This window comes from Hyphomonas sp., assembly GCF_965284475.1.
Classification (GTDB): domain Bacteria; phylum Pseudomonadota; class Alphaproteobacteria; order Caulobacterales; family Hyphomonadaceae; genus Hyphomonas.
Map to the genome: position 1 here is coordinate 2,881,531 of NZ_OZ260087.1, position 22,105 is coordinate 2,903,635.

Annotated in this window: 24 protein-coding genes; 14 read left to right on the top strand and 10 right to left on the bottom strand. The window is 63.3% G+C overall.

The genetic code is table 11. The features are described 5' to 3' along the window. The first annotated feature begins 4 nt into the window (after positions 1-4). Complete coding sequence (locus tag ACQ66M_RS13955; protein ID WP_430404548.1) at positions 5-439, top strand: DUF1801 domain-containing protein; 435 nt, start codon at positions 5-7, stop codon at positions 437-439. On the opposite strand, the gene ACQ66M_RS13960 is transcribed toward ACQ66M_RS13955, so the two are convergent. Further along, positions 418-960: a helix-turn-helix transcriptional regulator gene (locus ACQ66M_RS13960; protein WP_430404550.1), complete on the bottom strand. Its 543-nt coding sequence runs from the start codon at positions 958-960 to the stop codon at positions 418-420. The two genes, ACQ66M_RS13955 and ACQ66M_RS13960, sit on opposite strands and share 22 nt — an antisense overlap. 107 nt (positions 961-1,067) lie before the next feature. Between ACQ66M_RS13960 and ACQ66M_RS13965 the strand changes: the two genes are divergently transcribed. Next, entirely contained in the window at positions 1,068-1,721 is a 654-nt protein-coding gene (locus ACQ66M_RS13965; RefSeq protein ID WP_430404552.1) for a cytochrome b/b6 domain-containing protein, read from the top strand. Between the two features lie 18 nt (positions 1,722-1,739). Here the strand turns inward: ACQ66M_RS13965 and ACQ66M_RS13970 are convergent, their stop codons facing one another. Next, on the bottom strand, positions 1,740-2,225 hold the full coding sequence (locus tag ACQ66M_RS13970) for a flavodoxin family protein (RefSeq protein ID WP_430404554.1): 486 nt from the start codon (positions 2,223-2,225) through the stop codon (positions 1,740-1,742). Positions 2,226-2,343: 118 nt separating this feature from the next. Here ACQ66M_RS13970 and ACQ66M_RS13975 point away from each other — a divergent pair, with 118 nt between their 5' ends. From ACQ66M_RS13975 to ACQ66M_RS13985, 3 genes are all read left to right on the top strand, one after another. Beyond that, on the top strand, positions 2,344-3,114 hold the full coding sequence (locus ACQ66M_RS13975) for an SDR family NAD(P)-dependent oxidoreductase (RefSeq protein ID WP_430404556.1): 771 nt from the start codon (positions 2,344-2,346) through the stop codon (positions 3,112-3,114). A 661-nt stretch (positions 3,115-3,775) separates the two neighbouring features. After that, a complete protein-coding gene (locus ACQ66M_RS13980; protein ID WP_430404558.1) occupies positions 3,776-4,321 on the top strand; it encodes a hypothetical protein in 546 nt (181 codons plus the stop codon). 73 nt (positions 4,322-4,394) lie between these two features. After that, on the top strand, positions 4,395-4,883 hold the full coding sequence (locus tag ACQ66M_RS13985; RefSeq protein WP_430404560.1) for a DUF2165 family protein: 489 nt from the start codon (positions 4,395-4,397) through the stop codon (positions 4,881-4,883). Positions 4,884-4,897: 14 nt separating this feature from the next. Here ACQ66M_RS13985 and ACQ66M_RS13990 read toward each other — a convergent pair whose 3' ends face one another. The 3 genes from ACQ66M_RS13990 to ACQ66M_RS14000 form a co-directional block, all read right to left on the bottom strand. Then, complete coding sequence (locus ACQ66M_RS13990; protein ID WP_350171502.1) at positions 4,898-5,254, bottom strand: hypothetical protein; 357 nt, start codon at positions 5,252-5,254, stop codon at positions 4,898-4,900. Between the two features lie 245 nt (positions 5,255-5,499). Continuing rightward, positions 5,500-6,495: a porphobilinogen synthase gene (gene hemB, locus ACQ66M_RS13995; RefSeq protein WP_430404562.1), complete on the bottom strand. Its 996-nt coding sequence runs from the start codon at positions 6,493-6,495 to the stop codon at positions 5,500-5,502. A 30-nt stretch (positions 6,496-6,525) separates the two neighbouring features. Next, a complete protein-coding gene (locus ACQ66M_RS14000) occupies positions 6,526-7,062 on the bottom strand; it encodes a GNAT family N-acetyltransferase (protein WP_430404564.1) in 537 nt (178 codons plus the stop codon). A gap of 62 nt (positions 7,063-7,124) precedes the next feature. On the opposite strand from ACQ66M_RS14000, the gene ACQ66M_RS14005 reads away from it, so the two are divergent. Together ACQ66M_RS14005 and ACQ66M_RS14010 are read left to right on the top strand one after the other, a co-directional pair. Further along, positions 7,125-8,264 carry an acyl-CoA dehydrogenase family protein gene (locus ACQ66M_RS14005; RefSeq protein ID WP_430404566.1) on the top strand — a complete coding sequence of 380 codons (1,140 nt, stop codon included), beginning with the start codon at positions 7,125-7,127 and terminating at the stop codon, positions 8,262-8,264. A 247-nt stretch (positions 8,265-8,511) separates the two neighbouring features. Continuing rightward, complete coding sequence (locus tag ACQ66M_RS14010) at positions 8,512-11,043, top strand: zinc-dependent metalloprotease (RefSeq protein WP_430404568.1); 2,532 nt, start codon at positions 8,512-8,514, stop codon at positions 11,041-11,043. Positions 11,044-11,177: 134 nt separating this feature from the next. Here ACQ66M_RS14010 and ACQ66M_RS14015 read toward each other — a convergent pair whose 3' ends face one another. Next, on the bottom strand, positions 11,178-11,432 hold the full coding sequence (locus ACQ66M_RS14015; protein WP_430404570.1) for a PilZ domain-containing protein: 255 nt from the start codon (positions 11,430-11,432) through the stop codon (positions 11,178-11,180). Between the two features lie 133 nt (positions 11,433-11,565). On the opposite strand from ACQ66M_RS14015, the gene ACQ66M_RS14020 reads away from it, so the two are divergent. The 5 genes from ACQ66M_RS14020 to ACQ66M_RS14040 all read left to right on the top strand — a co-directional run bounded on the left by ACQ66M_RS14020 (position 11,566) and on the right by ACQ66M_RS14040 (position 14,888). Continuing rightward, positions 11,566-12,627 (top strand): enoyl-CoA hydratase/isomerase family protein, encoded by a 1,062-nt coding sequence (locus ACQ66M_RS14020; RefSeq protein WP_350171508.1) that lies wholly within the window; start codon positions 11,566-11,568, stop codon positions 12,625-12,627. 60 nt (positions 12,628-12,687) lie between these two features. Next, positions 12,688-13,398 (top strand): DUF805 domain-containing protein, encoded by a 711-nt coding sequence (locus tag ACQ66M_RS14025; RefSeq protein ID WP_430404572.1) that lies wholly within the window; start codon positions 12,688-12,690, stop codon positions 13,396-13,398. Between the two features lie 259 nt (positions 13,399-13,657). Further along, on the top strand, positions 13,658-14,152 hold the full coding sequence (locus ACQ66M_RS14030; protein WP_299951240.1) for a MarR family winged helix-turn-helix transcriptional regulator: 495 nt from the start codon (positions 13,658-13,660) through the stop codon (positions 14,150-14,152). Positions 14,153-14,296: 144 nt separating this feature from the next. Next, positions 14,297-14,695, top strand: coding sequence for a VOC family protein (locus ACQ66M_RS14035; protein WP_350171510.1), 399 nt, complete (start codon positions 14,297-14,299; stop codon positions 14,693-14,695). Continuing rightward, entirely contained in the window at positions 14,688-14,888 is a 201-nt protein-coding gene (locus ACQ66M_RS14040) for a hypothetical protein (RefSeq protein ID WP_350171511.1), read from the top strand. Before ACQ66M_RS14035 ends, ACQ66M_RS14040 begins: the two co-directional genes overlap by 8 nt. Here ACQ66M_RS14040 and ACQ66M_RS14045 read toward each other — a convergent pair. Then, entirely contained in the window at positions 14,885-15,442 is a 558-nt protein-coding gene (locus ACQ66M_RS14045; RefSeq protein WP_350171512.1) for a c-type cytochrome, read from the bottom strand. The genes ACQ66M_RS14040 and ACQ66M_RS14045 overlap by 4 nt on opposite strands. Positions 15,443-15,580: 138 nt before the next feature. Between ACQ66M_RS14045 and mutL the strand changes: the two genes are divergently transcribed. Further along, on the top strand, positions 15,581-17,443 hold the full coding sequence (gene mutL / locus ACQ66M_RS14050; RefSeq protein ID WP_430404574.1) for a DNA mismatch repair endonuclease MutL: 1,863 nt from the start codon (positions 15,581-15,583) through the stop codon (positions 17,441-17,443). Positions 17,444-17,457: 14 nt separating this feature from the next. Then, positions 17,458-18,603, top strand: a complete 1,146-nt coding sequence (locus tag ACQ66M_RS14055; RefSeq protein ID WP_430404576.1) for an alpha-hydroxy acid oxidase — start codon at positions 17,458-17,460, stop codon at positions 18,601-18,603. 38 nt (positions 18,604-18,641) lie between these two features. Here ACQ66M_RS14055 and ACQ66M_RS14060 read toward each other — a convergent pair whose 3' ends face one another. The 3 genes from ACQ66M_RS14060 to ACQ66M_RS14070 are packed head-to-tail and all read right to left on the bottom strand — an operon-like array spanning position 18,642 to position 22,065. Next, complete coding sequence (locus ACQ66M_RS14060; protein WP_430404578.1) at positions 18,642-19,982, bottom strand: endonuclease/exonuclease/phosphatase family protein; 1,341 nt, start codon at positions 19,980-19,982, stop codon at positions 18,642-18,644. Positions 19,983-20,041: 59 nt separating this feature from the next. Then, positions 20,042-21,451: an FAD-binding oxidoreductase gene (locus ACQ66M_RS14065; protein ID WP_430404580.1), complete on the bottom strand. Its 1,410-nt coding sequence runs from the start codon at positions 21,449-21,451 to the stop codon at positions 20,042-20,044. Next, a complete protein-coding gene (locus ACQ66M_RS14070; RefSeq protein WP_350171517.1) occupies positions 21,448-22,065 on the bottom strand; it encodes an FMN-binding negative transcriptional regulator in 618 nt (205 codons plus the stop codon). Before ACQ66M_RS14070 ends, ACQ66M_RS14065 begins: the two co-directional genes overlap by 4 nt. Positions 22,066-22,105 lie beyond the last annotated feature (40 nt).

Below are 22,105 nucleotides of genomic sequence, written 5' to 3' on the forward strand. Positions count from 1 at the left end.
AGGCATGGCGAAGGCCGAGAACAAGACCCAGCCGACGGACGTTTCGCCCCGGGACTTCATTGCCGGTATCAGCCATGCCGGTCGCAAGGCCGATGCTGAAACGCTGCTGACCTGGTTTGAGGAGATTACCGGCCTGCCGCCCCTGATGTGGGGCCCGTCAATTATCGGGTTCGGACGCTATCACTACAAATATGCCACCGGGCGGGAAGGCGACTTCCTGATGACCGGGTTTTCGCCGCGCAAGGCGTCGATGGTCGTCTACGTGCTGCCCGGATACCGCGACATGTCCGAGCTGCTCGCGAAACTCGGCAAGCACAGGATCGGGTCATCCTGCCTGTATATCAACAAGCTGTCGGATGTGGACATGGAAGTGCTGGCCCGGATCGTCACCGATGGCCTCGCCTATATGCGGGAAAACTACGAGACCTGGGATACGTAAGCGCCGCTGTCTGCAGATGGCGCGATGCCCGGCAGCAGGTCTTCAAGGAAGAAGGCCGACAGGGCCGAGCGGCCGGACAGGCCCGCCTTGCGGTACAGGGCGCGCGATTGCTCCCTGACGGTCCGCTCGCTGGTCTGGCGTATATCGGCGATTTCCTTGTGGCTGAGCCCCTTGAGCAGGAAGAGGCCGATTTCAGCCTCTGCCGCCGTCAGTTCCCAGAGCGTGAACTGGTTCTGGATTGCTGCGCCAAGACCGCGAACAATTTCCCGGTTAGCTGCGCGCCATTGACTGGCTTCACTGCGTGCCAAAGTGAGGTCTGACCGGACCCGGCTGAACTGTCGTAGCAGGAGGGCTGCGCCCGTGGCAGCCACGAACAGGGCGAAGCTTTCCACAGCGAGGTGGAGGAAGCCGGCGCCTTCGCCCCGGTCCATCACAAGGTCAGCCGCGATCAACAGGGCAATGAGGGCAAACAGGGCTGCCGGGCCGATGAGATGCCACCGATCGCTTGTGTCATCCGACATATGAAGCCTCCTGTCTGCCCTGTTGTGTCTTGCCCCGTCACATGACGAATTGCACCGCAAGGCCACGTCCCTGACCTTACCGCCAAGTCTGGAACAGGGAATGTGTCATGACTGACACTGAAACCAACAAGAAGATACGCGTATGGGACCCGATTGTGCGGATCGGCCATTGGGTTCTGGTGGTCGGATTCTTCACCGCCTATTTCGCGGGTGACGCATTTTTCCAGCAGCATCTATGGGCGGGTTATGCTGTTGCTGTGACGGTACTGGTCCGGATTGTATGGGGATTCGTCGGGCCGAAGCATGCGCGGTTTTCCAGTTTTGTCCGCTCGCCTGCCGCCATTGGCGCCTATCTCGGCGGACTGGTGACGGGCCGGGCAAAACGTCACGTCGGACACAATCCGGCGGGTGGAGCGATGATTCTGGCACTGCTGATCAGCCTGGCTGGCACTGCCGGGACGGGCATGGCGCTGTATGCCATCGAGGATAACAAGGGCCCGCTGGCGGGTATAGTTACGGCCAGCCCGCAACAGGCGGACCCCGCCTACGCGAGCGCGCGCGGCCATGATGACGATGATGATGAGGACGAGGCCGGCGAGCATGCAGGCGGGGAAGAGATGTGGGAGGGGCTTCACAGCTTCTTTGTCTACCTGACCCTTGCGCTGGTGGCCCTGCATGTGGCCGGTGTTGTGTTCTCTAGCCTGTCGCACCGGGAAAACCTGGTCCGGGCCATGGTGACGGGCAGGAAGCGCCCTGAGTAGGGAGCAGCCGGAAGCGCCTTAGAAAACACCCATGGCGATTCCGGCGGCGAGGGCCTGGCCGATGTCTGCACACTTTGCCAGATCAGCCTCGGGGATGGTCTTTTCCGCGAGGATGGCTTCGGGCGTTTGCGCATGGGTGCAGATGATCAGCGGGGGCTGGACCTTTTTCAAGCGCCAGCCTGTGGCGATGCGGGCGGTCTGGCGGGCGGCATTCTCGCCATCCGACCCGGCGCAGACCATCTGGGCGTAGGGGTGCCCCTCGATGCGGCCCAGCACGGGGTAGTAACAGCGGTCGAAGAATTCCTTCATCTCGCCGGACAGGGCGGCGAGGTTTTCCGGTGCGGCGAACAGGTAGCCATCGGCGGCGAGCAGATGGTCCGGTCCGGCCTCTTCGGCGCGCAGGAGGAGCGTGTCGCATTCGGCGCGGGCGGCCTCTGCCGCGGCTTCGGCCATCTGGCGGGTGCCGCCGGTGCGGGAATGATAGGTGATCAGGAGTTGGGGCATGGCTCCTGTCTTAGGGCGAAATGCGGGTGGCGGCCAGCATGGCCGGGTGCCTAGCGGCGCGGGCGCGGGCGGGCTAGGGTTGGCTCAACAACCGATAAGCAAAATGGAGGAAACGGTTTTGGATCTGCATCTGAAGGGCAAGAATGCCATCATCCTGGGCGGTACGCGCGGGATTGGCCGGGCGATTGCGGACACGCTGGCCGGCGAGGGCGCGAACGTGGCCGTGTGCGCGCGCAATGCGGACCAGGTGGCCGAGGCGGTGAGGGAACTGGAGGCGCAGGGCGTGAAGGCCACGGGCGCGGCCGTGGACATAACCGATGGCGCGGCGCTGAAAAAATGGATCGCGGACGCGGGCAAGACGCTCGGCGGGGTGGATATCCTGATTTCCAATGCCGGCGCGATGGCGCAGGGCAATGACGCGGCCGCCTGGAAACAGAATTTCGAACTGGACATCCTGGGCGCCGTGAATGCGTTCGAGGCGGCACAGCCCTTGCTGGCGAAGGCGGCGGAGGCCTCCGGTGACGCGGCCTTCGTGATCATTTCGTCCGTGTCGGCGGCGCAGTCTGATCGCGGCGAGTCCTATGGGCCGATCAAGGCGGCGCTGATCCACATGGCCAAGGGCCTTGCCCGGCAGTATGCGGGCATCGGCATCCGCGTGAACACTGTGTCGCCCGGCATGGTCTATTTCGAGGGCGGCATCTGGCACACGGTGAAGACCAATATGCCGGAATTCTTCGAGCAGGCGAATGCGCGCAATCCGACAGGCCGCTGCGCCACGCCGCAGGAAATTGCCGACGCGGCCGTGTTCCTGGCGAGCCCGCTGTCATCCTACACGACGGGCGCGAACCTGATCGTGGATGGCGCCGTTTCCCGCCGCGTGAACTTCTAGACATTTCGGCCAGCACCAGCGCCCGGCATGGCGGGGCCATCCGGTGCGGTGCGGGCTGAATTTGTAGTGCGGCCGGGAGCCAGGACGTGTCCGGCGCCATGGGCGTACGCAGCGCGGCGCGCGGGCCGTGTGCGGCAGGATGCTCCGTGCAGGGGCATAGTAGGCCGTGCGGCGCGATATTGTCCGGCAGGCCGCAGGCGAAGGCGGACGCGGCCCATGAGGGAACGCGCGGCGCATCATAATGATAGAGCGCGGAGTCGCGCAGGGCGTCGCCAATCGGGTTGATGTAGAGGTTGCCCCAGAGATCAACCTTGAACAGGACGTCGCAGCGCGAAGGCTAATGCACGCATTATACACCGGGCACGGAGGGTGTGGGAGAGGTTTTCTGGTCCGCGCAGTGGGAACTGCAGGATGCGGTGCGCGGGATGGGGGAAAGGGGGCGTTGTTGCATTCCATCCTTCGACTTCGCTCAGGATGAGCTTGCCTGGTTTGGCGAGGCCTATGGGCTTGGCGCTTTGAGAGCGCTCATGCTGAGCAAGTCGAATCGGGGGAGCGGGCGGGCTAGAGAGGCCAGAACGTGCCTGGGCCGAACGATGAGGCGGATTTTACTCATGATCTGATTTGTGTTCTGATTAGTATATAAAACGAATCGGGGGGCGGCATGAAGAGGATTGGGCCCATTGGGCTCGTGCTGGGCGGGGCGGTGATTGCGGCGGTGGCTGGTCTGGGGATTTGGACGGCGAGTGCGCGCACCGATGCGTTAGCAATGCCGGGCGCGGGCCATGCGCAGCGGGAGAAGAACCTGCAGACTGAGAACAGTGCAGACTGGCGTATCGACACGGTCTTGCCGACGCCGGAATACTGCGCCGGCCTGACGACGCGGTTCGTGTTCCGCATCTGTGATGGCGCGCCTATTGAGGGCCGTCCGTGGCCGGACTGGACGCGAGATACCGAGCCGGCGGAGCGAGCCTGCATACTCGGCCTGTTTCACCAGACCAATACGCATGCCTATCGCCTGCGGGAGGAGACATATGTGGGCCTGGTGCCCGGCAATGGGCGCGTCTCTGCCTTTGTGTCAGACTTCTGCTCGGCCGTGGTGTGGGCGGATGACATGACATGGGGCGATGACAGGCCGCTGCCGGGCCTGATCCACGCCTTCTATGCCGACCGCGCCGAATCCATGGTGACGCCGAAACGGTCGTATTAGGGGGCGGGCGGATTTCGCTTGCGATGTTCGGGAGCAGTCCCATAATCAGATTTCGTAATCTGGAGGGGACGCCATGATGTTGCGCATTGTGAAAATTCTGCTGATTCTGAGCATTGCTGCGTGGGCGCTCATTGGTGTGCTGGGCAATGTGATTGACTGGGGCGGCACGATGGGGGCGGTGGGGGCGGCCACGTCCATGTCGTCATTCGACCCGGTGCCGGCCAGTGGCCGGGCGACAACCAGCGGTGTTGTCATCCTGCTGGGCGCATTGTTTATTGTGCTGTTGAAACTGTTAACGGGCGCCTTGTGCCTGTTCGGAGCGTGGCAGATGTGGGCCGCGCGGGTCGGCGATGCGGAGGATTTTGCGCGGGCCAAGGCGTATGCGCTGACCGGCTGCGGCGTGGCCATGTTCATGCTGTTCGCCGGATGGATCGTGATCGCGGAGACCTGGTATGAATTGTGGCGGTCGCCTGTGATGATCGATCTCGCGCTCAATTCGGCCTTTCGCTATGCCGGGATGATCGGCGTGATGGCTCTGTTTGTCGGGGCGCGAGAGCACTGAAGCGCGCTGCGCCGCTATTGCATGGGCAGGTCCATGGCATCGAGGGAGCGTTCCAGGACGACAGTGCCGAGATGCTCGCCATAGAGGCGCATGGCGTATTCGAACATGGGCGTGCCCACTTCATTGAAGCCGACGCCGCAATTGCCCGACGCGTTGACGCCGGCGGTCAGCATGAGCGTGCCGAGCACGCCGGTGGCCTCTTGCTTCTTCTCTTGCAGGGCCAGCAGCATGAGCTGTTTCATCTGGGCGATGTCAGCTTCTGTGGCGTGGCTGATCATGCAGGTGGCGACCTGTTCAGACCGGTCCTGGGCCAGGGCGGGTGCAGCGGTGAGGCATGTGGCGGCAAGGCCAAGGAAAAGGGTGCGGATCATCGGAGGCTCCTGAATTGACCGGCGAGGGGTAGGCCGGGATCGTGTCAGGAATGAGATGGCACTGCGCAGGTGAATGGGCGGTGAAGGGGGGCGTGGGGGCGGGTTACGGTTTGGTGAGGTTTGGCCGTGAGACCGCGCCTCCGAAGCGCTTTTCCTGAGCGAAATCGAAGGATTGGGCGAGTGTGGTGGGGCTTTGTTCGGGCGCATCATCCTTAGATGTCGCTCAGGATGAGTCTGGTGGGAGGCTAACCCAGCTTCTCCGCAGCCTCTTCCGCGAAATAGGTGATGATCCCGCTCGCGCCGGCGCGTTTGAAGCACATGAGGGATTCCATCATGACGCGGTCGCCGTCGATCCAGCCGTTCTGGTCGGCGGCTTTTATCTGGGCGTATTCGCCGGAGACCTGGTAGGCGAGGGTGGGGACGCCGAACGTGGTGGCGACGCGGTGGACAATGTCCAGATACGGAAGACCGGGCTTGACCATGACCATGTCGGCGCCCTCGGCAAGATCCAGCGCAACTTCGCGCAGCGCTTCGTCGCTGTTGGCGGGGTCCTGCTGGTAGGTTTTCTTGTCGCCCTTGAGGGATTTGGCCGAGCCGATGGCGTCGCGATAAGGGCCGTAGAAGCCGCTGGCATATTTGGCGGCATAGGCGAGGATCATCATGTTGGTGAAGCCCTCTTCGTCAAAGGCCGTGCGGATGGCGCCGATGCGGCCATCCATCATGTCTGACGGGGCGACAATGTCGGCGCCGGCGGCGGCGTGGGCGAGGGCCTGGGTGACGAGCTTTTCGACGGTGGCGTCATTCGGGATGGTGCCGTCGGCGTCGAGCAGGCCGTCATGGCCGTGGCTTGTATAGGCATCCAGGGCGACATCGGTGATGAGGCCGATTTCGGGGGCGGCATCCTTCATTGCGCGCAGGGCGCGGGGGACGAGGCCGTCAGGGTTCAGCGCGCCGGAGCCTGTCTCGTCTTTCCCCTCGGGGCCGATATAGGGGAAGACGGCGATTGCGGGGATGCCAAGCTCGCTGGCGCGTTTCGCCGTGAGGGCGGCCTCTGCGACGCTGAGCCGGTCTATGCCCGGCAGGGAGCCGACGGGGGTTCGACCGTCGCCATCATGCACGAAAATGGCCCAGACGAGATCGGCGGGGGTCAGCGTGTTTTCGGCGACGAGGCTGCGGATCCAGGGGGACTGGCGCAGGCGGCGCATGCGGGTGGCGGGGAAGGATTGGGGAAACTGCGTCATGGGCGGATAGATGCGGCAAATCGGGGGCCGCTACAACCATTTCACCCTGCGTATCATGAAACAGCGCTGCGACACATCGAGGCTGGCGGCCTGGACCCTTTCAAGGTCCAGCATCCAGTCGGCCATTTTCGCCTTCGAAATCTCGCGGAAACCGAGACTGCGATAGTAGGGCCCGTTCCAGGCGAGATTGCGGAAGGTGGACAGCGTGATGCAGCGCAGCTTGCGGGTGCGCGCCTCGTCAGCCACACGGGCGATCAGGGCGCGGCCGAGGCCCTTGCGGCCATGGTCCGGGTGGACGCTGATCTGGTCGAGATAGAGCGTGCCGCCGCGCTGGGAGGTGAGGGCGAAGCCGACAGGCTGGCCCTTGGGCGTGCGGGCGACGAGCAGGTCATTCCCGTCTAGGGCGTGTTCGAAAACGTCTTCCGGGACATGATCGGCAAGGGCCTCCTCTGACAGAAGGCCGGTATCGGCAAACAGGCCGCCGGCAGCCAGATCGATGGCGATCAGGGCCGGGATTTCATCCCGGGCAGACCGGGTGATCGAATAGTCTTCCGGCAGGCTTTGCATTGACTCTCGCAGCGGCAGTTTGTCATTGATCTGCTTTCTAGTCAGTCAGGGACGAAAAGCCAATGAGCGCGATGTTTACCGACGAACAGGTCATGATCCGGGACATGGCGCAGAAATTTGCGCGCGACCGCCTGCTGCCGCATTCCGAAGCCTGGGACCGGGACAGCCATTTCCCGGTCGATGTGATCAAGGACGCGGCGGAGCTGGGCTTTGCGGGCATCTATGTGAAGGAGGATGTCGGCGGATCGGGCCTGATGCGGACCGACGCGGCGCTAATCTTCGAGCAGCTGTCCTATGGCGATGTTTCCACGGCGGCATTCATCTCGATCCACAATATGGCAAGCTGGATGGTCGATACGTTCGGGTCTGAGGCGCAGCGCAAGGCCTGGCTGCCGCGGCTGACCGCGATGGAGCTGATCGCGAGCTATTGCCTGACCGAGCCGGGCGCGGGATCGGACGCGGCGAGCCTGAAGACGAAGGCGGTGAAGGAGGGCGACGAGTATGTCATCACCGGCACCAAGCAGTTCATCTCCGGCGCAGGCACATCGGACTTGTACGTATTGATGGCGCGCACATCGGATGATGGCGCAAAGGGCGTCTCGGCCTTCATTATCGAGAAGGATATGCCCGGCCTCAGCTTTGGCGCGAATGAGCGCAAGATGGGCTGGAAGAGCCAGCCGACGGCGCAGGTGATCCTTGATGGCGTGCGCGTGCCGGCGGCGAACCGGATCGGCGAGGAGGGCCACGGCTTCCGCTTTGCGATGGCGGGCCTCGATGGCGGACGGCTGAATATTGCGGCGTGCGCGCTTGGCGGGGCGCAGCTGGCACTGGACAAGGCGGTGGCCTATGCCAAGGAGCGCATGCAGTTCGGCAAGGCGCTGGCGGAATTCCAGTCCATGCAGTTCAAGCTGGCCGACATGGAGACAGAGCTGCAGGCGGCGCGCGTGATGCTGTACGAGGCGGCGGCGCGGCTCGACGGCAAGACGCCGGACGCGACGCGCTGGTGCGCGATGGCAAAACGGTTCGTCACGGACACGGCGTTCAAGGTGGCCAATGACGCGCTGCAGGTGCATGGCGGCTATGGCTATCTCGCAGACTATGGCGTTGAGCGCATCGTGCGCGACCTGCGCGTGCACCAGATCCTGGAAGGCACGAACGAGATCATGCGGGTGATCATTTCGCGGGATATGTTGAAGGGGTGACTTGTATTGCACCCAAACGTTAGGGACGGTTCATCCTGAGCGAAGTCGAAGGATGTGCCGGGGCTGAGCCTGCCCTGTGAGGCCATCCTTCGACTTCGCTCAGGATGAGCCCTGTTCGTGGCGTGAGGCCGGATAGCAGGTTTCGTTGCGCGTGGGCGCACCCTGCGGCTGATTTCCGAGAAAGGGTTTGAATTCGTTTGGCTTGTGCGGCAGCTTGCGGGGAGCCAGCCATTCCCGGAGAGAATTCATGCGCCTTGTTGCTTCGCTATTGCTTGCGGTGTTTGCCGTGTTTCCGGTGGCGTGTGCCGCGCAGCCGAAAGCGGCGGTGGCCGCAGAGGCGCCGGGCGGGACGGACTGGGCGAGTGCAACCCAAGGGCTGGCGCTGAAGGCGGGCTTTCTGAACCTTTATGTGGACGCCAGGGGTGGGCGCGTGCTGGCGGCGTTTCCGGCGCCAGACGCTGAAGGCGTGTCGCTGAGGGCGATCCATGCATCGTCGCTGACGGCGGGGCTCGGGTCCAATCCGATTGGCCTTGACCGGGGTTATTTCGATGGCGGGCAGATCCTCGCGTTCCGGCGCCTCGGAAGCAAGATCATCGCCGAGAAGGAGAACTGGACCTATCGCGCCAGCGCCGACAATGCGCTGGAGCGCAAGGCGGTGCGAGAATCCTTTGCGCGCTCGTTCATCTGGGCCGGGGAGATCATTTCCGAATCGCCAGACGGCGCCTTGCTGGTGGACCTGTCGGGCTTCCTGACGCGCGATGCGCTGGATGTGCGCGGCGCGCTGATGGGCCATGACGATGGCGGGGAGTTTTTGATCGCGGAAGACCGGTCGATGCCCGACGTGTCGCAGGCGCTGAGCTTTCCCGACAATGCCGAGTTTGATGCCTTCCTTACACTGACAAGTGATGCGCCGAAATCGCAGGTCGTGGCGACGGCGGCAGACGGACGGGCCTTCACGCTGGTGCAGCACCAGTCGCTGGTGCGCCTGCCGGACGATGGCTATCGCCCGCGCATGTTCGATCCGCGCAGCGGGGCGATTGATGTCGGCTTCTATGATTTCTCCGCGCCGCTGTCTGGCAGCGTGCGCCAGTCATACGCGCGCCGTTTCCGGCTGGAGAAGCAGGACCCTGCGGCGGCGAGCAGCCCGGCAAAGGTGCCACTAGTTTTTTACGTTGATTCCGGCGCGCCGGAACAGATCCGGCAGGCGCTGATCGAGGGCGCGATGTGGTGGGCCGATGCCTTTGCGGTGGCGGGCTTTCCGGACTCCTATCGCGTGGAGGTGCTGCCGGAAGGCGCGCACCCGCTGGACGTGCGCTACAACATGATCCAGTGGACCCACCGGCAGACGCGGGGCTGGTCGTATGGCGGCGGCGTCTATGATCCGCGCACGGGCGAAATGCTGAAGGCGAATGTCATTCTGGGCAGCCAGCGCGTGCGGCAGGACCGGATGATCTTCGAGGGGCTGGCCGGTACGGACAAGACCGGCACAGGCGCAGCGGACGACCCTGTCGAACTGTCGCTGGCGCGCATCCGCCAGCTGTCTGCGCATGAGGTAGGGCACACGCTTGGCTTTGCGCACAATTTTGCGGCCTCCAGCAATGACCGCGCTTCGGTGATGGACTATCCGGCGCCGCTGGTGACGGCGCGGCGCAATCGCACGCTGGATTTCTCGCAGGCCTATGCGGTGGGCATCGGGGAATGGGACAAGGCGGCTGCGACATGGCTGTATGCGCAGTATCCGGAAGGAAGTGATGGCAAGGCTGAAGGCGAGGCGGTGCTGCTGGCGGCGTATGAAAGCGGGCTACGGTTCGTGGATGATGCGCAGGGGCGCGGCGTGGGGACGGCTCACCCGTATGCCAGCGTCTGGGACAATGGCGGCGATCCGGTTGCGACGCTGAACGAGACCATGCATGTCCGGCAGATTGCGCTCGGCCGGTTCGGGCTTCGCAATATCGGGGCAGGAGAGGGCGTGCCGAAGCTGCGCGAGGTAATCGTGCCGCTCTACCTTTATCATCGTTACCAGGTAAATGCGGCAGCGAAACTGATCGGCGGGTATGATTTCCGCTATTCCGTGCGCGGCGATGGCGGCGAGACGGGCGCGCCGGTGCCGGCGGACCGTCAGCGCGCTGCGCTGGCCGCGCTGGTGGCGACGCTCGATCCGGCGGTGCTGGACCTGCCGGATGCGACGCTGAACCTGCTCAACACGCCGCTGGATGCATTTTCCGGTTCAGCGTCCGGCGGGGAGTTTTTCCCGGGCGCGACAGGCGCCATGTTCGATCTGGTCATGGCGGCCGATACGGCCGCGTCGCAAACACTGGAAGCGCTGTTGCATCCGGCGCGTGCGGCGCGCCTGATCGAGACGCAGCGCAGGGATGCAGGGGCGCTGAGCTATGAAGATGTGCTGGCCAGCGTGGAGGCAGCGGTGTTCGTCGCACCGGCCACGCCGCGGCAGGGCGATATCCTGCGCCGGGAGCAGATGCGCTATGCCTCGCTGCTGATCGATCTGGCGGCGAATGGTGGGGCGACACCGGAAGTGGCCGCGCGGACGAATGCCTATCTGGGAACACTTGGCGCGCGCATCGCCGTGAAGGGGGAGGGCGCAGATGCCGCAACGCGGGGCGATATCATCCGGCGCATCATGGCACATCTGAGCCAGCCTGCCGCGCCAGCTTCTCCGGCGGTGCCGGTATCCGACGTGCCGCCGGGCAGCCCGATCGGTTCGGACATGGGCGAAGTGTGCTGGCATTGTGACACAGTGCTTGCAGCGCCGGGGCGCTAGCCGGGCTTTGGGAGCGCTCATGCTGAGCGAAGTCGAAGCACGGGCGCGCGCGGGGTGGGCGTTTGCCGCCTTCATCCTTCGGCTTCACTCAGGATGAGTTCGGTGTGGGGGGCAAGCGTTTTTGGCTGGTCTGCCTAGTCGGTCTTGAATTCGACGCCGATTTCGCGGCCGCTTTGCCAGCGGCGGATGCAGGTGCGGGGGCGTTTGAACTGGGGCATGTGCATCACGAACTGTTCGGGAAGGGTGGCGCCTTCCGGTGTCACAATGCGCGCGCCGCCGGGGGATACGTCGCGGATTTCGCAGGGCAGACGCTTGAAGAGGCCGAGGCGGATCATGCCGTTCTCTGTCAGGCTTGTGCGACGTCCCCTGCGATTCATGGTCGTATTCATCGTCGATCCTCTCGGACGCAACGGTAAGCGATTGTGCGTCCACACGGTAAGATGACAGAAACTGGTAAACAGACATTGCTGTGATAGATGCAGTTTTGAAGCATTCGGAAAAGAAACTGAAAAGGACGCGCAGATGACGGAAGATGTTCGGATCACCGCCCAGAAACGAATCGGGCGCATTACGCTGACGCGCCCCTCAGCCCTGCACGCGCTGAACGCCCCGATGTGCGAGAGCATACTGTCGGCCCTGGAGCGGTGGGCCGGCGATCCGACCGTTCATCTCGTCATGATCGAGCATGAGGAAGGCACGCGGGGCTTCTGCGCGGGCGGGGACATTCGCATGCTGGCCGAAAGCGGGGCGGGCGACGCACATGAGGCGCGGGCCTTTTTCAATGTCGAATACCGCATGAACGCGGCGCTGGAGGCGTTCCCGAAGCCCGTTCTGGCGATCATGGACGGTGTGACGATGGGCGGCGGTGTGGGTCTGTCTGTGCATGGGTCGCACAGAGTGGCGACCGAGCGGACCGTGTTTGCCATGCCGGAAACGGGGATCGGCCTGTTTCCGGATGTCGGCGGTGGCTGGTTCCTGCCACGCCTGTCCGGCGCGCTGGGCACATGGCTGGCGCTGACGGGCGCGCGGCTGAAGGGCGCGGATGTGGCGGCGGCGCGCGTGGCGACGCATTTCCTGCCTTCGGAGCTGGTGCCCAACCTGAAGAAGCAGATCGAAGGGGCCGACTTCTCGGTTGATGCGGCCGACCTGCTGAACGAGATCCTGCGCGGCGTGAGCCATGCGGTTCCGGCGGGCAGTTTCGAGGCGCACCGGGAGATCATCAACCGCTGCTTCGCGCCGGACACGGCCGAAGCGATCATCGCGGCGCTGGAGGCCGATGGCAGCGACTGGGCGGGCGAACAGGTGGCGGCGCTCAGCACCAAGTCTCCCGAGACGGTGAAAGTGGCCTTGCGCCAGCTGCGCGAGGGGGAGCGGCTTGCGTCGTTTGAAGACAATATGCGGATGGAATACCGGATCGGGTGGCGCAAGGTGCAGAGCGCTGACTTCCTGGAAGGTGTGCGGGCGGTGATCGTGGACAAGGATAATTCGCCGTCATGGTCGCCTGCGCGGCTTGAGGATGTGACCGAGGCCGACGTCGCGCGGTATTTCGAGCCGCTCGGCGCGGATGAACTTCAGTTCGATTGAGACTGGACAAGCCGTTCGCAATTCGGCCAAAACCCCCTTGGGCAGCTGAGGGAGACAAGCATGCGCGGAGAAGTTCTGAAATCCGATGGCCCGGACGGGTCTGGCCTGATCCTGGGGGAAGATGGCGTGCGCTATCAGTACTCGCAGGTGCAGGTGCGCAATGGCGCCGTGCTGGAGCCGGGCCGGACGGTGGATTTCGTCGGAATGGGCGAAGAGGCACGCGACATCTATGCGCTGGGGGTGGCCGCGGCGCCGGCGCAGGCTCCGCCAGCCCCTCCGGCCTATACGGGCGCCGCGCCTGCCATGCCGACTGCAAGCTATGCTGCAGCGGTGCCGCAGAAGGGTGACGGGCTGTGGACCTATTTCACGCGGGCCCTGACCAAGAATTTTGCGCAGTTTCACGGGCGCGCCCGGCGGTCTGAATATTGGGGCTATGTCCTGTTTGCGACGATCTTCTATTTCGTTGCGCTGATCATCGACGTGTTCCTCAGCCTCGCCTTCTACGGCACTGACCAGTATGGCGACCCCATCATACTGCCGATCCTGTTCATCGTGTTCATCCTGTACAATATCCTGCCATCGATCTCGATCACCGTGCGGCGCCTGCACGACCAGGACTTGAGCGGCTGGATGTACCTGATCAGCCTCATTCCCTATATTGGCGGCCTTATTCTGCTCGTCTTCATGATCCTGGACAGCAAGCCGGCGCCGAACAAGCATGGGCCGAGCCCCAAGTATATGGGCGTGACAACTGCGGATACTTTCGCCTAGTTCTGCCGCACGTCCAGGTTTACCAAGTATTCACCATGCATTGACGGCCGCCCCCACACGCGGGGCGGCCAAAATTCGTGTGATGGGCGTAAATTCGGGGTGATTTTGCCGTTGAACACGTTACGCACCAGTAACGGTTAATGCATTCGGTCGTTTGTTAATACTCTACACTTGAAATAGGGGTATGATTATCAAATAATTAGGATTGATCGCGTAAATCTACTCAAACTACAACAAAAGTTGAGTGATGGTGGAAGTAATGATGATCTCCGATATGCAGGAAACTGCACCCCTTTCCGTTGGCGAGTCTTTTCTCAAGTCTCTGTCCCTTCTTGAGCAGGCGCATCGTCGTCTTCACGATGTCGTCAAGGACGACCTCGAGCGCGGTGGCGAACGGTCGCTGACCGGCGTCCAGGCCCTGCTGATCTACGAGATTGGCGATGATGAAGCCCCGGCGTCCGTCCTGCGGGCCCGTGGTGCCTTTGCCGGCACGAGCCTGTCCTACAACGTCAAGAAACTTCAGGAGGGCGGCTACCTGATCCAGACCCGCTCTGAAGACGACAAGCGCACGGTGACGCTGCGCCTGACCGAGCGTGGCCTGAAGGTGCGTGACCGTGTCGCCAACCTGTTCGAAAAGCAGGCAACGGCCCTTGAGCCAACGGCAAGCGTTCGCCATGATGACCTGTCGCAACTCAACAAGACCATTTCGCGCCTTGAGCGCTTCTGGTCCGACCAGATCCGCTTTCGCCTCTAAGCGGACAGCGCGACCCTTCGCGTCTCCTGAAAAGCCCTCGCCAGCATAGCGGGGGCTTTTTTTTGGACGAAAGCCGGTGATTGCGCTTGACCTCAACCAGAGTTGAGGTGGGACACCTGCCGGTCCAGACCTCAGGGAGCAGAGATGACAATTGAAAACGCCACGATCCGGATCGCCCGGCCCACCGATAATCTTGATGACCTGTTGCCGTTCTATCGTGATGGGCTGGGCTTTCAGGTTCTCTATGAATTCGGCGGGCATGGTGATTTCGATGGTATCATGCTGGGCCACCCGGGTGCGCCGTATCATCTGGAGTTCACCAAGGCGCATGGCCACACGGCCGGCCGCGCGCCCACCGAGGACAATTTGCTGGTCTTTTATCTGCCGGAGCCTGAGCGCTTCGACGCGGCCGTGCAGCGCATGTGCGGGGCAGGGTTTGATCCGGTGGGGGCCTTCAACGCCTATTGGGATGTGAAGGGGGCGACGTTCGAGGATCCTGACGGGTATCGTATCGTTCTGCAGAACGCGGCGTGGGGTGTCTGACCGGTCAGACCGGATCTTCGTGACGAAGCAGGTCTTGCTGGAGCGCAGCAATGAGAGTCCGGACTCGAACAGGTTCGAGAGCGAGGTCGGCTATTATTTCGGCCTTTTCGACGTATCGATCGGATACCGCGAGGAGTTTGGCGGGGCCTATGAGGAAAGCGCTTACCTCACTGCGCTGACCACACGCCGTTAGGGCGCGGGCACGTCTTCCGTTGCCGGGGCCGTGTAGCCTGTTTCCAGCATGAGGTAGGCGATCAGGGCGAGCCGGTCTTCAGGCTTGCGCACGCCGGCAAAGCTCATCCGGTTGCCTGGCAGGAAGGCGCGTGGATTGGCCAGCCATTCATCGAGATGGCTGGGTTCCCAGATGAAATCGGCATTTATGAGCGCGTCAGAAAAGACAAAGCCCTCCATCGATCCGACTTCGCGGCCAAACAGGCCGTGCAGGTTGGGACCGACCAGGCTGCCAGCGCCCTCGGCGGTGAGGTGGCAGGAGACGCACAGCTTGAACGTGCGCTTGCCGCGCGCATAGTCCGCCGTGTTGTAAGGGGCCGGAAGGCTGGCGAACTCGGCGCTTGGTTCGCCGGCAGGTGCGGAAACGGGCGCCGCGACGGGGGGTGGCGCCGCCTCTGTCGTCGGCGTGGTGGCTGCGGGTGCGCTCTGTGTCTCCGCCTCGGTGCCTGAACCGCCACAAGCGGTCAGGAAGGCAATGACGGAAAACGTGGCGACAGACTTGAGCAGTGGCGGCATGACGCAAGAATCCTTTTCAAACGAGTCTGAGCCCAGTGTGTGCCTTCGCCGTGCCGGTTGCAACCATCCGGACTCGCGACACATTGCGCAACTGATGGTGGCCGCGACAAAGCCTCCGGGCTGGTTTACTATTCCTCCATGCCTGATTCCGTTCGACCAAAGCCCCATATTCGCCGATTACCGCCCGATGTGGTCAACCGCATCGCCGCCGGCGAAGTGGTGGAACGCCCTGCCGCCGCCGTGAAGGAGCTGGTCGAGAACGCGCTGGATGCGGGGGCCACGCGCGTGGCGATTGCCATTGAAGAGGGGGGGCTCAAGCGCATCACCATTGAGGATGACGGGTGCGGCATGTCGGCTGCCGACCTTCTGGTAGCGCTGGAGCGGCACGCGACATCCAAGCTGGCGCCGGGCGCCGATGGCCGGGTTGACCTGTTGAACATCCACACGATGGGGTTTCGGGGCGAGGCCCTGCCATCGATTGCATCGGTCAGCCGGATGACGCTGACATCGCGGGCGGCGGGGGAAGACGCGGCCGATGTGTTTGTCGACGCGGGACGGATCGAGGGGCCGCGGCCAGCCGCCTTTACCGGGCGGGGCGAGACGGGCACGCGGATCGAGGTGCGCGACCTGTTCCATGCCACACCGGCGCGGCTGAAATTCATGAAGGGCGAGCGGTCGGAAACGATGGCTGTCTCAGACGTGGTCAAGCGTCTGGCCATGGCGAACCCGGCTGTGGCGTTCGGCCTGGAAAGCAATGGCCGCAGCCTGTTCCGTCATGCGGCAGAACCGGAAGGCGAAGACGGACAGCTTGCACGCCTCGGCGCGATCATGGGGCGCGATTTCCGAGACAATGCGGTGGCGATTGATGCCGAACGCGAGGGCGCGCGGCTGACTGGGTTTGCCGGCCTGCCGACGCTGAACCGTGGCAATGCGCAGATGCAGTTCATGTTCGTCAATGGCCGCCCGGTAAAGGACCGGATGCTGAACGGGGTTATCCGCGCCGCCTATCAGGACTTCCTGGCGCGCGACAGGCACCCGATGGCGGCGCTCTTCGTGGACCTCGACCCGGAATATGTCGATGTCAACGTGCATCCGGCGAAGACGGAAGTGCGGTTCCGTGATGCGGGGAATGTGCGGGGGCTGATGATCGGAGCGCTGCGCCATTCGCTGGCGGCGGCGGGGCACCGGGCGTCCACGACCGTGGCGGGGTTTGCGCTTGGCCGGGCAAAGCCGGAAGCGCCGATGCCGACGGGTGCGCTGTTCCAGTCGCGGCCTCCCTCCGGCGGGGGGTATGCGGTGCCCATGCAGCGGGCTGAAACGTATGAGCGGAGGGATTTTGCCGAAGCCCCTTCCGTGCCTTATGATTACAGCGATGCTCCCACGGCGCGGGTGGAGACTGTGCAGGATGCGCTGCAGGCGGACTTTCCGCTTGGCGTGGCGAGGGCACAGCTGCACGAAACCTATATCGTGTCGCAGACGGCCGATGGCATTGTGATCGTTGACCAGCATGCGGCGCATGAGCGGCTGGTCTATGAAGACATGAAGCGCCAGATGGGGGCGGGCGGCGTAAAGCGGCAGGCATTGCTGATCCCGGACGTTGTGGAGATGACCGAGGACGAGGCGTGGCGCGTACTGGAGCGGGCAGATGAGCTGGCCGAGATGGGGCTGGAGATTGAAGCGTTCGGGGCGGGGGCGGTGTGCGTGCGGGCGACGCCGGCCCTGTTTGGCGAGATGGATGCGATCGGCCTGATCCGCGATCTCGCCGATGACTTTGCGGAATATGATGCCGGGCTGGCGCTGAAGGAACGGTTCGAGGAGGTGATGGGTAACATGGCCTGCCGCGGATCGGTGCGGGCCGGACGGCGCCTGACGGGCGAGGAGATGAATGCGCTGCTGCGCCAGATGGAGGCGACGCCTCATTCCGGCCAGTGCAATCATGGACGCCCGACCTATGTGGAACTCAAGCTGGCCGATGTTGAGCGCCTGTTCGGGCGGCGCTGAGTCTGGGGGGTGGAATGAGGGCGGCTGAGGCAATCAATATTGAGGATTTGCGGACGCTGGCGCGCAGGCGCCTGCCTCGCATGGTGTTCGATTATATCGATGGTGGCGCTGAAGACGAACAGACGCTGCGGCGTTCGGTGGACCGGTTCTGCGATTATGAATGGGTTTGGAATTCTCTAGTGGACGTGTCGGCGATCCGCACGCAGACGCAGGTGTTCGGCCAGCCGAGTGCGCAGCCTTTTTTTGTGTCGCCGACGGCGGCCTCGCGACTGTTCCATCCGATGCAGGGAGAGCTGGCCACGGCCCGCGCGGCGCAAGCGGCTTGCGTGCCCTATTCCGTATCGACGCTGGCCAGCCATACGATTGAAGACATTGCAAAGGCTGCGCCGACGATCCCCAAGATCATTCAGGTCTATGTCTGGAAGGATCGTGGCCTGGTGCGCGATTTTCTCGCGAGGGCCAAGGCGGCAGGCTATACGGGCTGTGTGCTGACGGTTGATGCGACGGTGGCCGGACATCGCGAGCGAGATCCGCGCAATGGTTTTTCCATTCCGCCGTCCGTGAATTTCAAGACGGCGAGGCAGGTGCTGGCGCGCCCCGGCTACCTGTTCGACCTGGCCCGCTCGTCCAAGATCGGGCCGGCGAACTTCCAGGGCGTGGACACCGGTGGACGCGATGTCATGGGCGTGATCAACGAGCTGTTTGACCGCACGATGACCTGGAAAGACGCCGAATGGATGGCGCAGGAATGGGGCGGGCCATTCGCCGTGAAAGGCATCAGCACGGCAGAGGATGCACGCAAGGCGGTGGATTCCGGCGCCAGCGTGGTGTGGCTGTCAAACCATGGCGGCCGCCAGATCGATACGTCGGTTCCGGTGGTGGACCTGGTGCCGGAGGTCCGCGCGGCGGTGACGGACCGGATCGAAGTGATTGCCGATGGCGGCGTGAGGCGGGGCAGCCATGTGCTGAAACTGATCGCGCAGGGGGCCACCAGCGTGGCGCTTGGGCGGGCCTGCCTTTTCGGACTGGCGGCAGGCGGCGAGAGTGGCGTTACCCGTGCGCTCGAGATTCTGGCGGCTGATGTGGCCCGTCTGCTGGCCCTGCTTGGCGTGCCGGATGTGAACGACCTGGACGGGCGGCTGTTGCGATTGCGACCGTAAGCCGATGCGCGTTGCGGCATACGCCAGACGGAGCCGGGCTATTTCTTGTCCTTTGCCTGGTTCTTCTGCCTGCGCTTGAACGCCTCAGCCTTGCCGGACGCCACCCATCTGAAGATGCGCCACGCCTCGCCAAGCGTCATGCGGGGAGCTGGCGCGAGCGTGCCAATCTTTTCCTTGGTCGCCACACGAGGGCGCTTGCGCCTGCGGCGTTTCTTCCCGATTGGTTCGGCAGGCGCAGGCGGTGAGTCCGCCTGCGCCTGGTCGTCCGTATGCTCCACTTGCGCAGGCACATCGCCTGCAGCGAACGTGTCATCGAGATTGTGAAGCAGGTGCTCGTCCGAGAAGTCTATGGCGAGTTCGACCCAGAGCGGAAGGTGGTCGGACATCTGCCAGGTCAGCCAGCGTTTGGAATAATAGTCCTTGTCCTTGCCGCGGTCGCGCGGCGCACCGGATGCATCAAGGTCACGATGGCGCTGAGGCAGGACGGGAGCGTAATGGTCATAATGTTCCGGTTTGAACAGCACGTCCGTGAAATTGAACGCTCCAGCCGACAGGAAGGTCACTTCGTCCTTACGGGTGCGAAAGGCTATCTGGTCGTAATATTTCGTACCCAGAATATTTGACGGGAAAAGCTCCGGCGGCAACTGGAAGCCTGCCTTGGTCAGCGCCTGCATTGTCTCGTCGACTGTGTTCTTGATGTTGAAATCGCCAAGCAGGATGAAGTTCTCGTCTTCGCGTTCGGCGCGGTCGGCCATTTCCCTTGCAATGAACTCGATTTCCTTGACCCGGCGCTGGTAGCCTTCGGTGTCCTTGCCGTCCTCTCCGAAATAGATGTGCACGGTGCACAGCGAGAACTTGAACCAGCCCGCCTGGAACGAGACCATGAACGGTGTGCGGGCAAACTGCTGTTCGTCCGGCAGCAAGGCATGCTTGGGCAGCACGATCTCGCCGGCGATATTGCGGAAGCCCACCTTGTCCTTGTTGTAGATGAAGGCCATGCGTTCGCGATTGCCGGAGGCGCCGACGGTAACGTCTGTGGCGATGAAGTCCCAGCCCGGTCCCATCAGGCGGATTACCTGTTTGAGCGGCGCAAGATCCTCGTTCACTTCCTGTACGGCGCAGATATCAAACGCCGAAAGTATCTCAGCGATATAGAACAGGCTCTCACGGCGGCGCGGGCCGTGGCGGAACTTGTTATTGTCGAAATCGCGCAGGTTCCATGTGCCGATGATGATGGAGGCATCCTTGGTCTTGCGGGGGACACCATGCGGCAGTTCGGATTTCAGGCGCGCGCGCAAGTCCAGCAGGCGGCGCGAAGTCCAGTCACGTTCTGCCAGAGAGAAAAGCCGTGTATCCCGAAGATCCGTGTACCAGGCCATACAAGTCTGCTCCGCGTTCTGCGTAGATTAGCCATTCGGAAAGTTTGGTTACCGAGAGGTTAAATTGAAACCACCCGGCCGGGATTCATGATGCCTAGGGGGTCGAGCGCGCGCTTTATGGCGCGCATGGCGTCCGTGGCAGCAGGGGCGCGCAGGCGGGCCAGTTCGTCGCGCTTCAGGCGGCCGACGCCATGTTCGGCGCTGATCGAGCCGCCATGTTCCATGGTCTGGTCGAAGATGACGCGGGTGATCTCGCCGACATGGGCCTTGAGGATGGGAGTGTCAGCATCTGCCGGCTCGCATACGGAATAGTGGAGATTGCCGTCGCCAACATGGCCAAAGATGACGAATTCGGCCGTCGGGACGATGTCGAGTACGGCGGCATTGCAGCTTTCGATGAAGGCGGGAATGCGGCTGACGGGAACGGCAATGTCCTGGTTGATCGCCGTGCCATAGGCGCGCTTGGAGAGGGGGATCGTCTCGCGGACCAGCCAGAAGGACTGGGCCTGCGCCTTGCTGCTGGCGACGACGCCGTCTTTCACGAGATCCTGTTCGAAGGCGGCGGCCAGCGCCTTTTCGAGTGAGGCGCGGGCATGGGCCTCGTCCACCATGGAGATTTCCATCAGGACGCGCCATGGCAGTGGGGATGGCAACGGATCGCGCGTGCCGGGCACATCGGCCATTACCATGTCGATGGCGCCCGCCGGAATGATCTCGAAACTGGTGACTGTGTCTCCGGCATGCTGACGGACAAGCGCAAGAAGCGCAACGACATCATCGGCGCTGTCACAGCAGACCCAGGCGCTGGCGCGCTGGACCTGGGGGAAGAGTTTCAGCGTGGCCGCCGTGATGAGGCCGAGCGTACCTTCAGCCCCGGCGAAGAGATGTTTCAGGTCGTAACCTGTATTGTTTTTGCGCAGGCCAGACAGGCCATCCCAGATTTCGCCCGATGGCATGACCACTTCGAGCCCGAGTATCAGGTCGCGCATCATGCCATAGCGCAGCACGGCCACACCGCCGGCATTAGTGGAGATGAGGCCGCCGATCGTGGCGGTGCCTTCCGAGCCGAGGGAGAGCGGGAACAGACGCCCCGCCTGCTCGGCGGCGGCCTGGGCGGTCACCAGCGGCGCTCCGGCCTCGATGACGAGCGAGTTGTTGAACGGGTCGATGGAGCGAACCGAATTCATGCGGCCCATGGAGACGACGATCTCGCCATGAGGCGTGCCGCCATCAACAAGGCCGGTATTGCCGCCCTGGGGAGTCATCGCGACGCGTTGTTGCGCGCAGAGCTTTACCAGCGCGGCCGCCTCCTGCGTGCTGGCCGGGCGGGCAAGGAAAGGCGTCTCGCCCGTGAAGGTGCCGCGCCAGGGGGTGGCAACTGCGCTGAGGCGTTCGGGATCGTCACTCCAGCCCTTGGGGCCGAGCAGGTCCTTGGCGGCGGTTAGGAAGGCGGCGGGGATCTGGGTCATGATCTGATCTTACGCATGTGACTGGCGATGGCGATACTGTCTTCGAAGGCGGAGAGGGCGGTGATGACGCCGTCGCGGGCGGATTGAGGCTTGTTCTGGCTGAGCTTGGTGATGCCTTCGAAGCGGCTGGGGGCGAGGGAGAAGGCGCGGATGCCGGGAAGCATGGCCTCGAAGCGGCCGGGCGTCATTTTCGCGCGTGTCCATGTCGGTTTGGGGGAGAGACCCGCCTCGAACAGGGCGGACAGATCGTCGAGCAGCCTTGTGGCACCCGCATCATCCAGATGCGTGACGGGGCCTTCGGCCTCGACTGAGAGGTAGTTCCATGTGCCGACCTGATCGTCCTGACCGTACCAGTCCGGCGACACATAGGCGTGGTCGCCGGTGAAAACGATGAGCGCATTGCTTCCCGCCATCAGGGCTGACGTGGCTGCATTTGCAGTGGAAAGGTGGAAGCGCAGCACGGGGTTTCCATCCGTTTCGTCGAGCAGCACTGGCGCGTGGGCGGCGTGAATACGTCTGCCGTCAGTTGTGCAGACCAGCGCAAAAGGATGGGCGCGGGCTCGCGTAATCAGCGTGGCGGTGTCGGTTTCGAGGAAAGGGCGGGCAGGGTGCATGAGCGTTGTTTAACAGAGGGGGTGAGGGGGTGGGAGAGGG

Excerpts from the sequence above, each read along its gene's own strand:
- ACQ66M_RS14065 (WP_430404580.1), bottom strand. The coding sequence starts at position 21,451 with ATGACCCAGATCCCCGCCGCCTTCCTAACCGCCGCCAAGGACCTGCTC.
- ACQ66M_RS13955 (WP_430404548.1), top strand. The coding sequence starts at position 5 with ATGGCGAAGGCCGAGAACAAGACCCAGCCGACGGACGTTTCGCCCCGG.
- ACQ66M_RS13970 (WP_430404554.1), bottom strand. The coding sequence starts at position 2,225 with ATGCCCCAACTCCTGATCACCTATCATTCCCGCACCGGCGGCACCCGC.
- ACQ66M_RS14020 (WP_350171508.1), top strand. The coding sequence starts at position 11,566 with ATGACGGAAGATGTTCGGATCACCGCCCAGAAACGAATCGGGCGCATT.
- mutL (WP_430404574.1), top strand. The coding sequence starts at position 15,581 with ATGCCTGATTCCGTTCGACCAAAGCCCCATATTCGCCGATTACCGCCC.
- ACQ66M_RS14010 (WP_430404568.1), top strand. The coding sequence starts at position 8,512 with ATGCGCCTTGTTGCTTCGCTATTGCTTGCGGTGTTTGCCGTGTTTCCG.
- ACQ66M_RS14070 (WP_350171517.1), bottom strand. The coding sequence starts at position 22,065 with ATGCACCCTGCCCGCCCTTTCCTCGAAACCGACACCGCCACGCTGATT.
- ACQ66M_RS14035 (WP_350171510.1), top strand. The coding sequence starts at position 14,297 with ATGACAATTGAAAACGCCACGATCCGGATCGCCCGGCCCACCGATAAT.
- ACQ66M_RS13960 (WP_430404550.1), bottom strand. The coding sequence starts at position 960 with ATGTCGGATGACACAAGCGATCGGTGGCATCTCATCGGCCCGGCAGCC.
- ACQ66M_RS14055 (WP_430404576.1), top strand. The coding sequence starts at position 17,458 with ATGAGGGCGGCTGAGGCAATCAATATTGAGGATTTGCGGACGCTGGCG.
- ACQ66M_RS14005 (WP_430404566.1), top strand. The coding sequence starts at position 7,125 with ATGAGCGCGATGTTTACCGACGAACAGGTCATGATCCGGGACATGGCG.
- ACQ66M_RS13990 (WP_350171502.1), bottom strand. The coding sequence starts at position 5,254 with ATGATCCGCACCCTTTTCCTTGGCCTTGCCGCCACATGCCTCACCGCT.
- hemB (WP_430404562.1), bottom strand. The coding sequence starts at position 6,495 with ATGACGCAGTTTCCCCAATCCTTCCCCGCCACCCGCATGCGCCGCCTG.
- ACQ66M_RS14060 (WP_430404578.1), bottom strand. The coding sequence starts at position 19,982 with ATGGCCTGGTACACGGATCTTCGGGATACACGGCTTTTCTCTCTGGCA.
- ACQ66M_RS13980 (WP_430404558.1), top strand. The coding sequence starts at position 3,776 with ATGAAGAGGATTGGGCCCATTGGGCTCGTGCTGGGCGGGGCGGTGATT.
- ACQ66M_RS13985 (WP_430404560.1), top strand. The coding sequence starts at position 4,395 with ATGATGTTGCGCATTGTGAAAATTCTGCTGATTCTGAGCATTGCTGCG.
- ACQ66M_RS14000 (WP_430404564.1), bottom strand. The coding sequence starts at position 7,062 with ATGCAAAGCCTGCCGGAAGACTATTCGATCACCCGGTCTGCCCGGGAT.
- ACQ66M_RS14030 (WP_299951240.1), top strand. The coding sequence starts at position 13,658 with ATGATGATCTCCGATATGCAGGAAACTGCACCCCTTTCCGTTGGCGAG.
- ACQ66M_RS14015 (WP_430404570.1), bottom strand. The coding sequence starts at position 11,432 with ATGAATACGACCATGAATCGCAGGGGACGTCGCACAAGCCTGACAGAG.
- ACQ66M_RS14045 (WP_350171512.1), bottom strand. The coding sequence starts at position 15,442 with ATGCCGCCACTGCTCAAGTCTGTCGCCACGTTTTCCGTCATTGCCTTC.
- ACQ66M_RS14025 (WP_430404572.1), top strand. The coding sequence starts at position 12,688 with ATGCGCGGAGAAGTTCTGAAATCCGATGGCCCGGACGGGTCTGGCCTG.
- ACQ66M_RS13965 (WP_430404552.1), top strand. The coding sequence starts at position 1,068 with ATGACTGACACTGAAACCAACAAGAAGATACGCGTATGGGACCCGATT.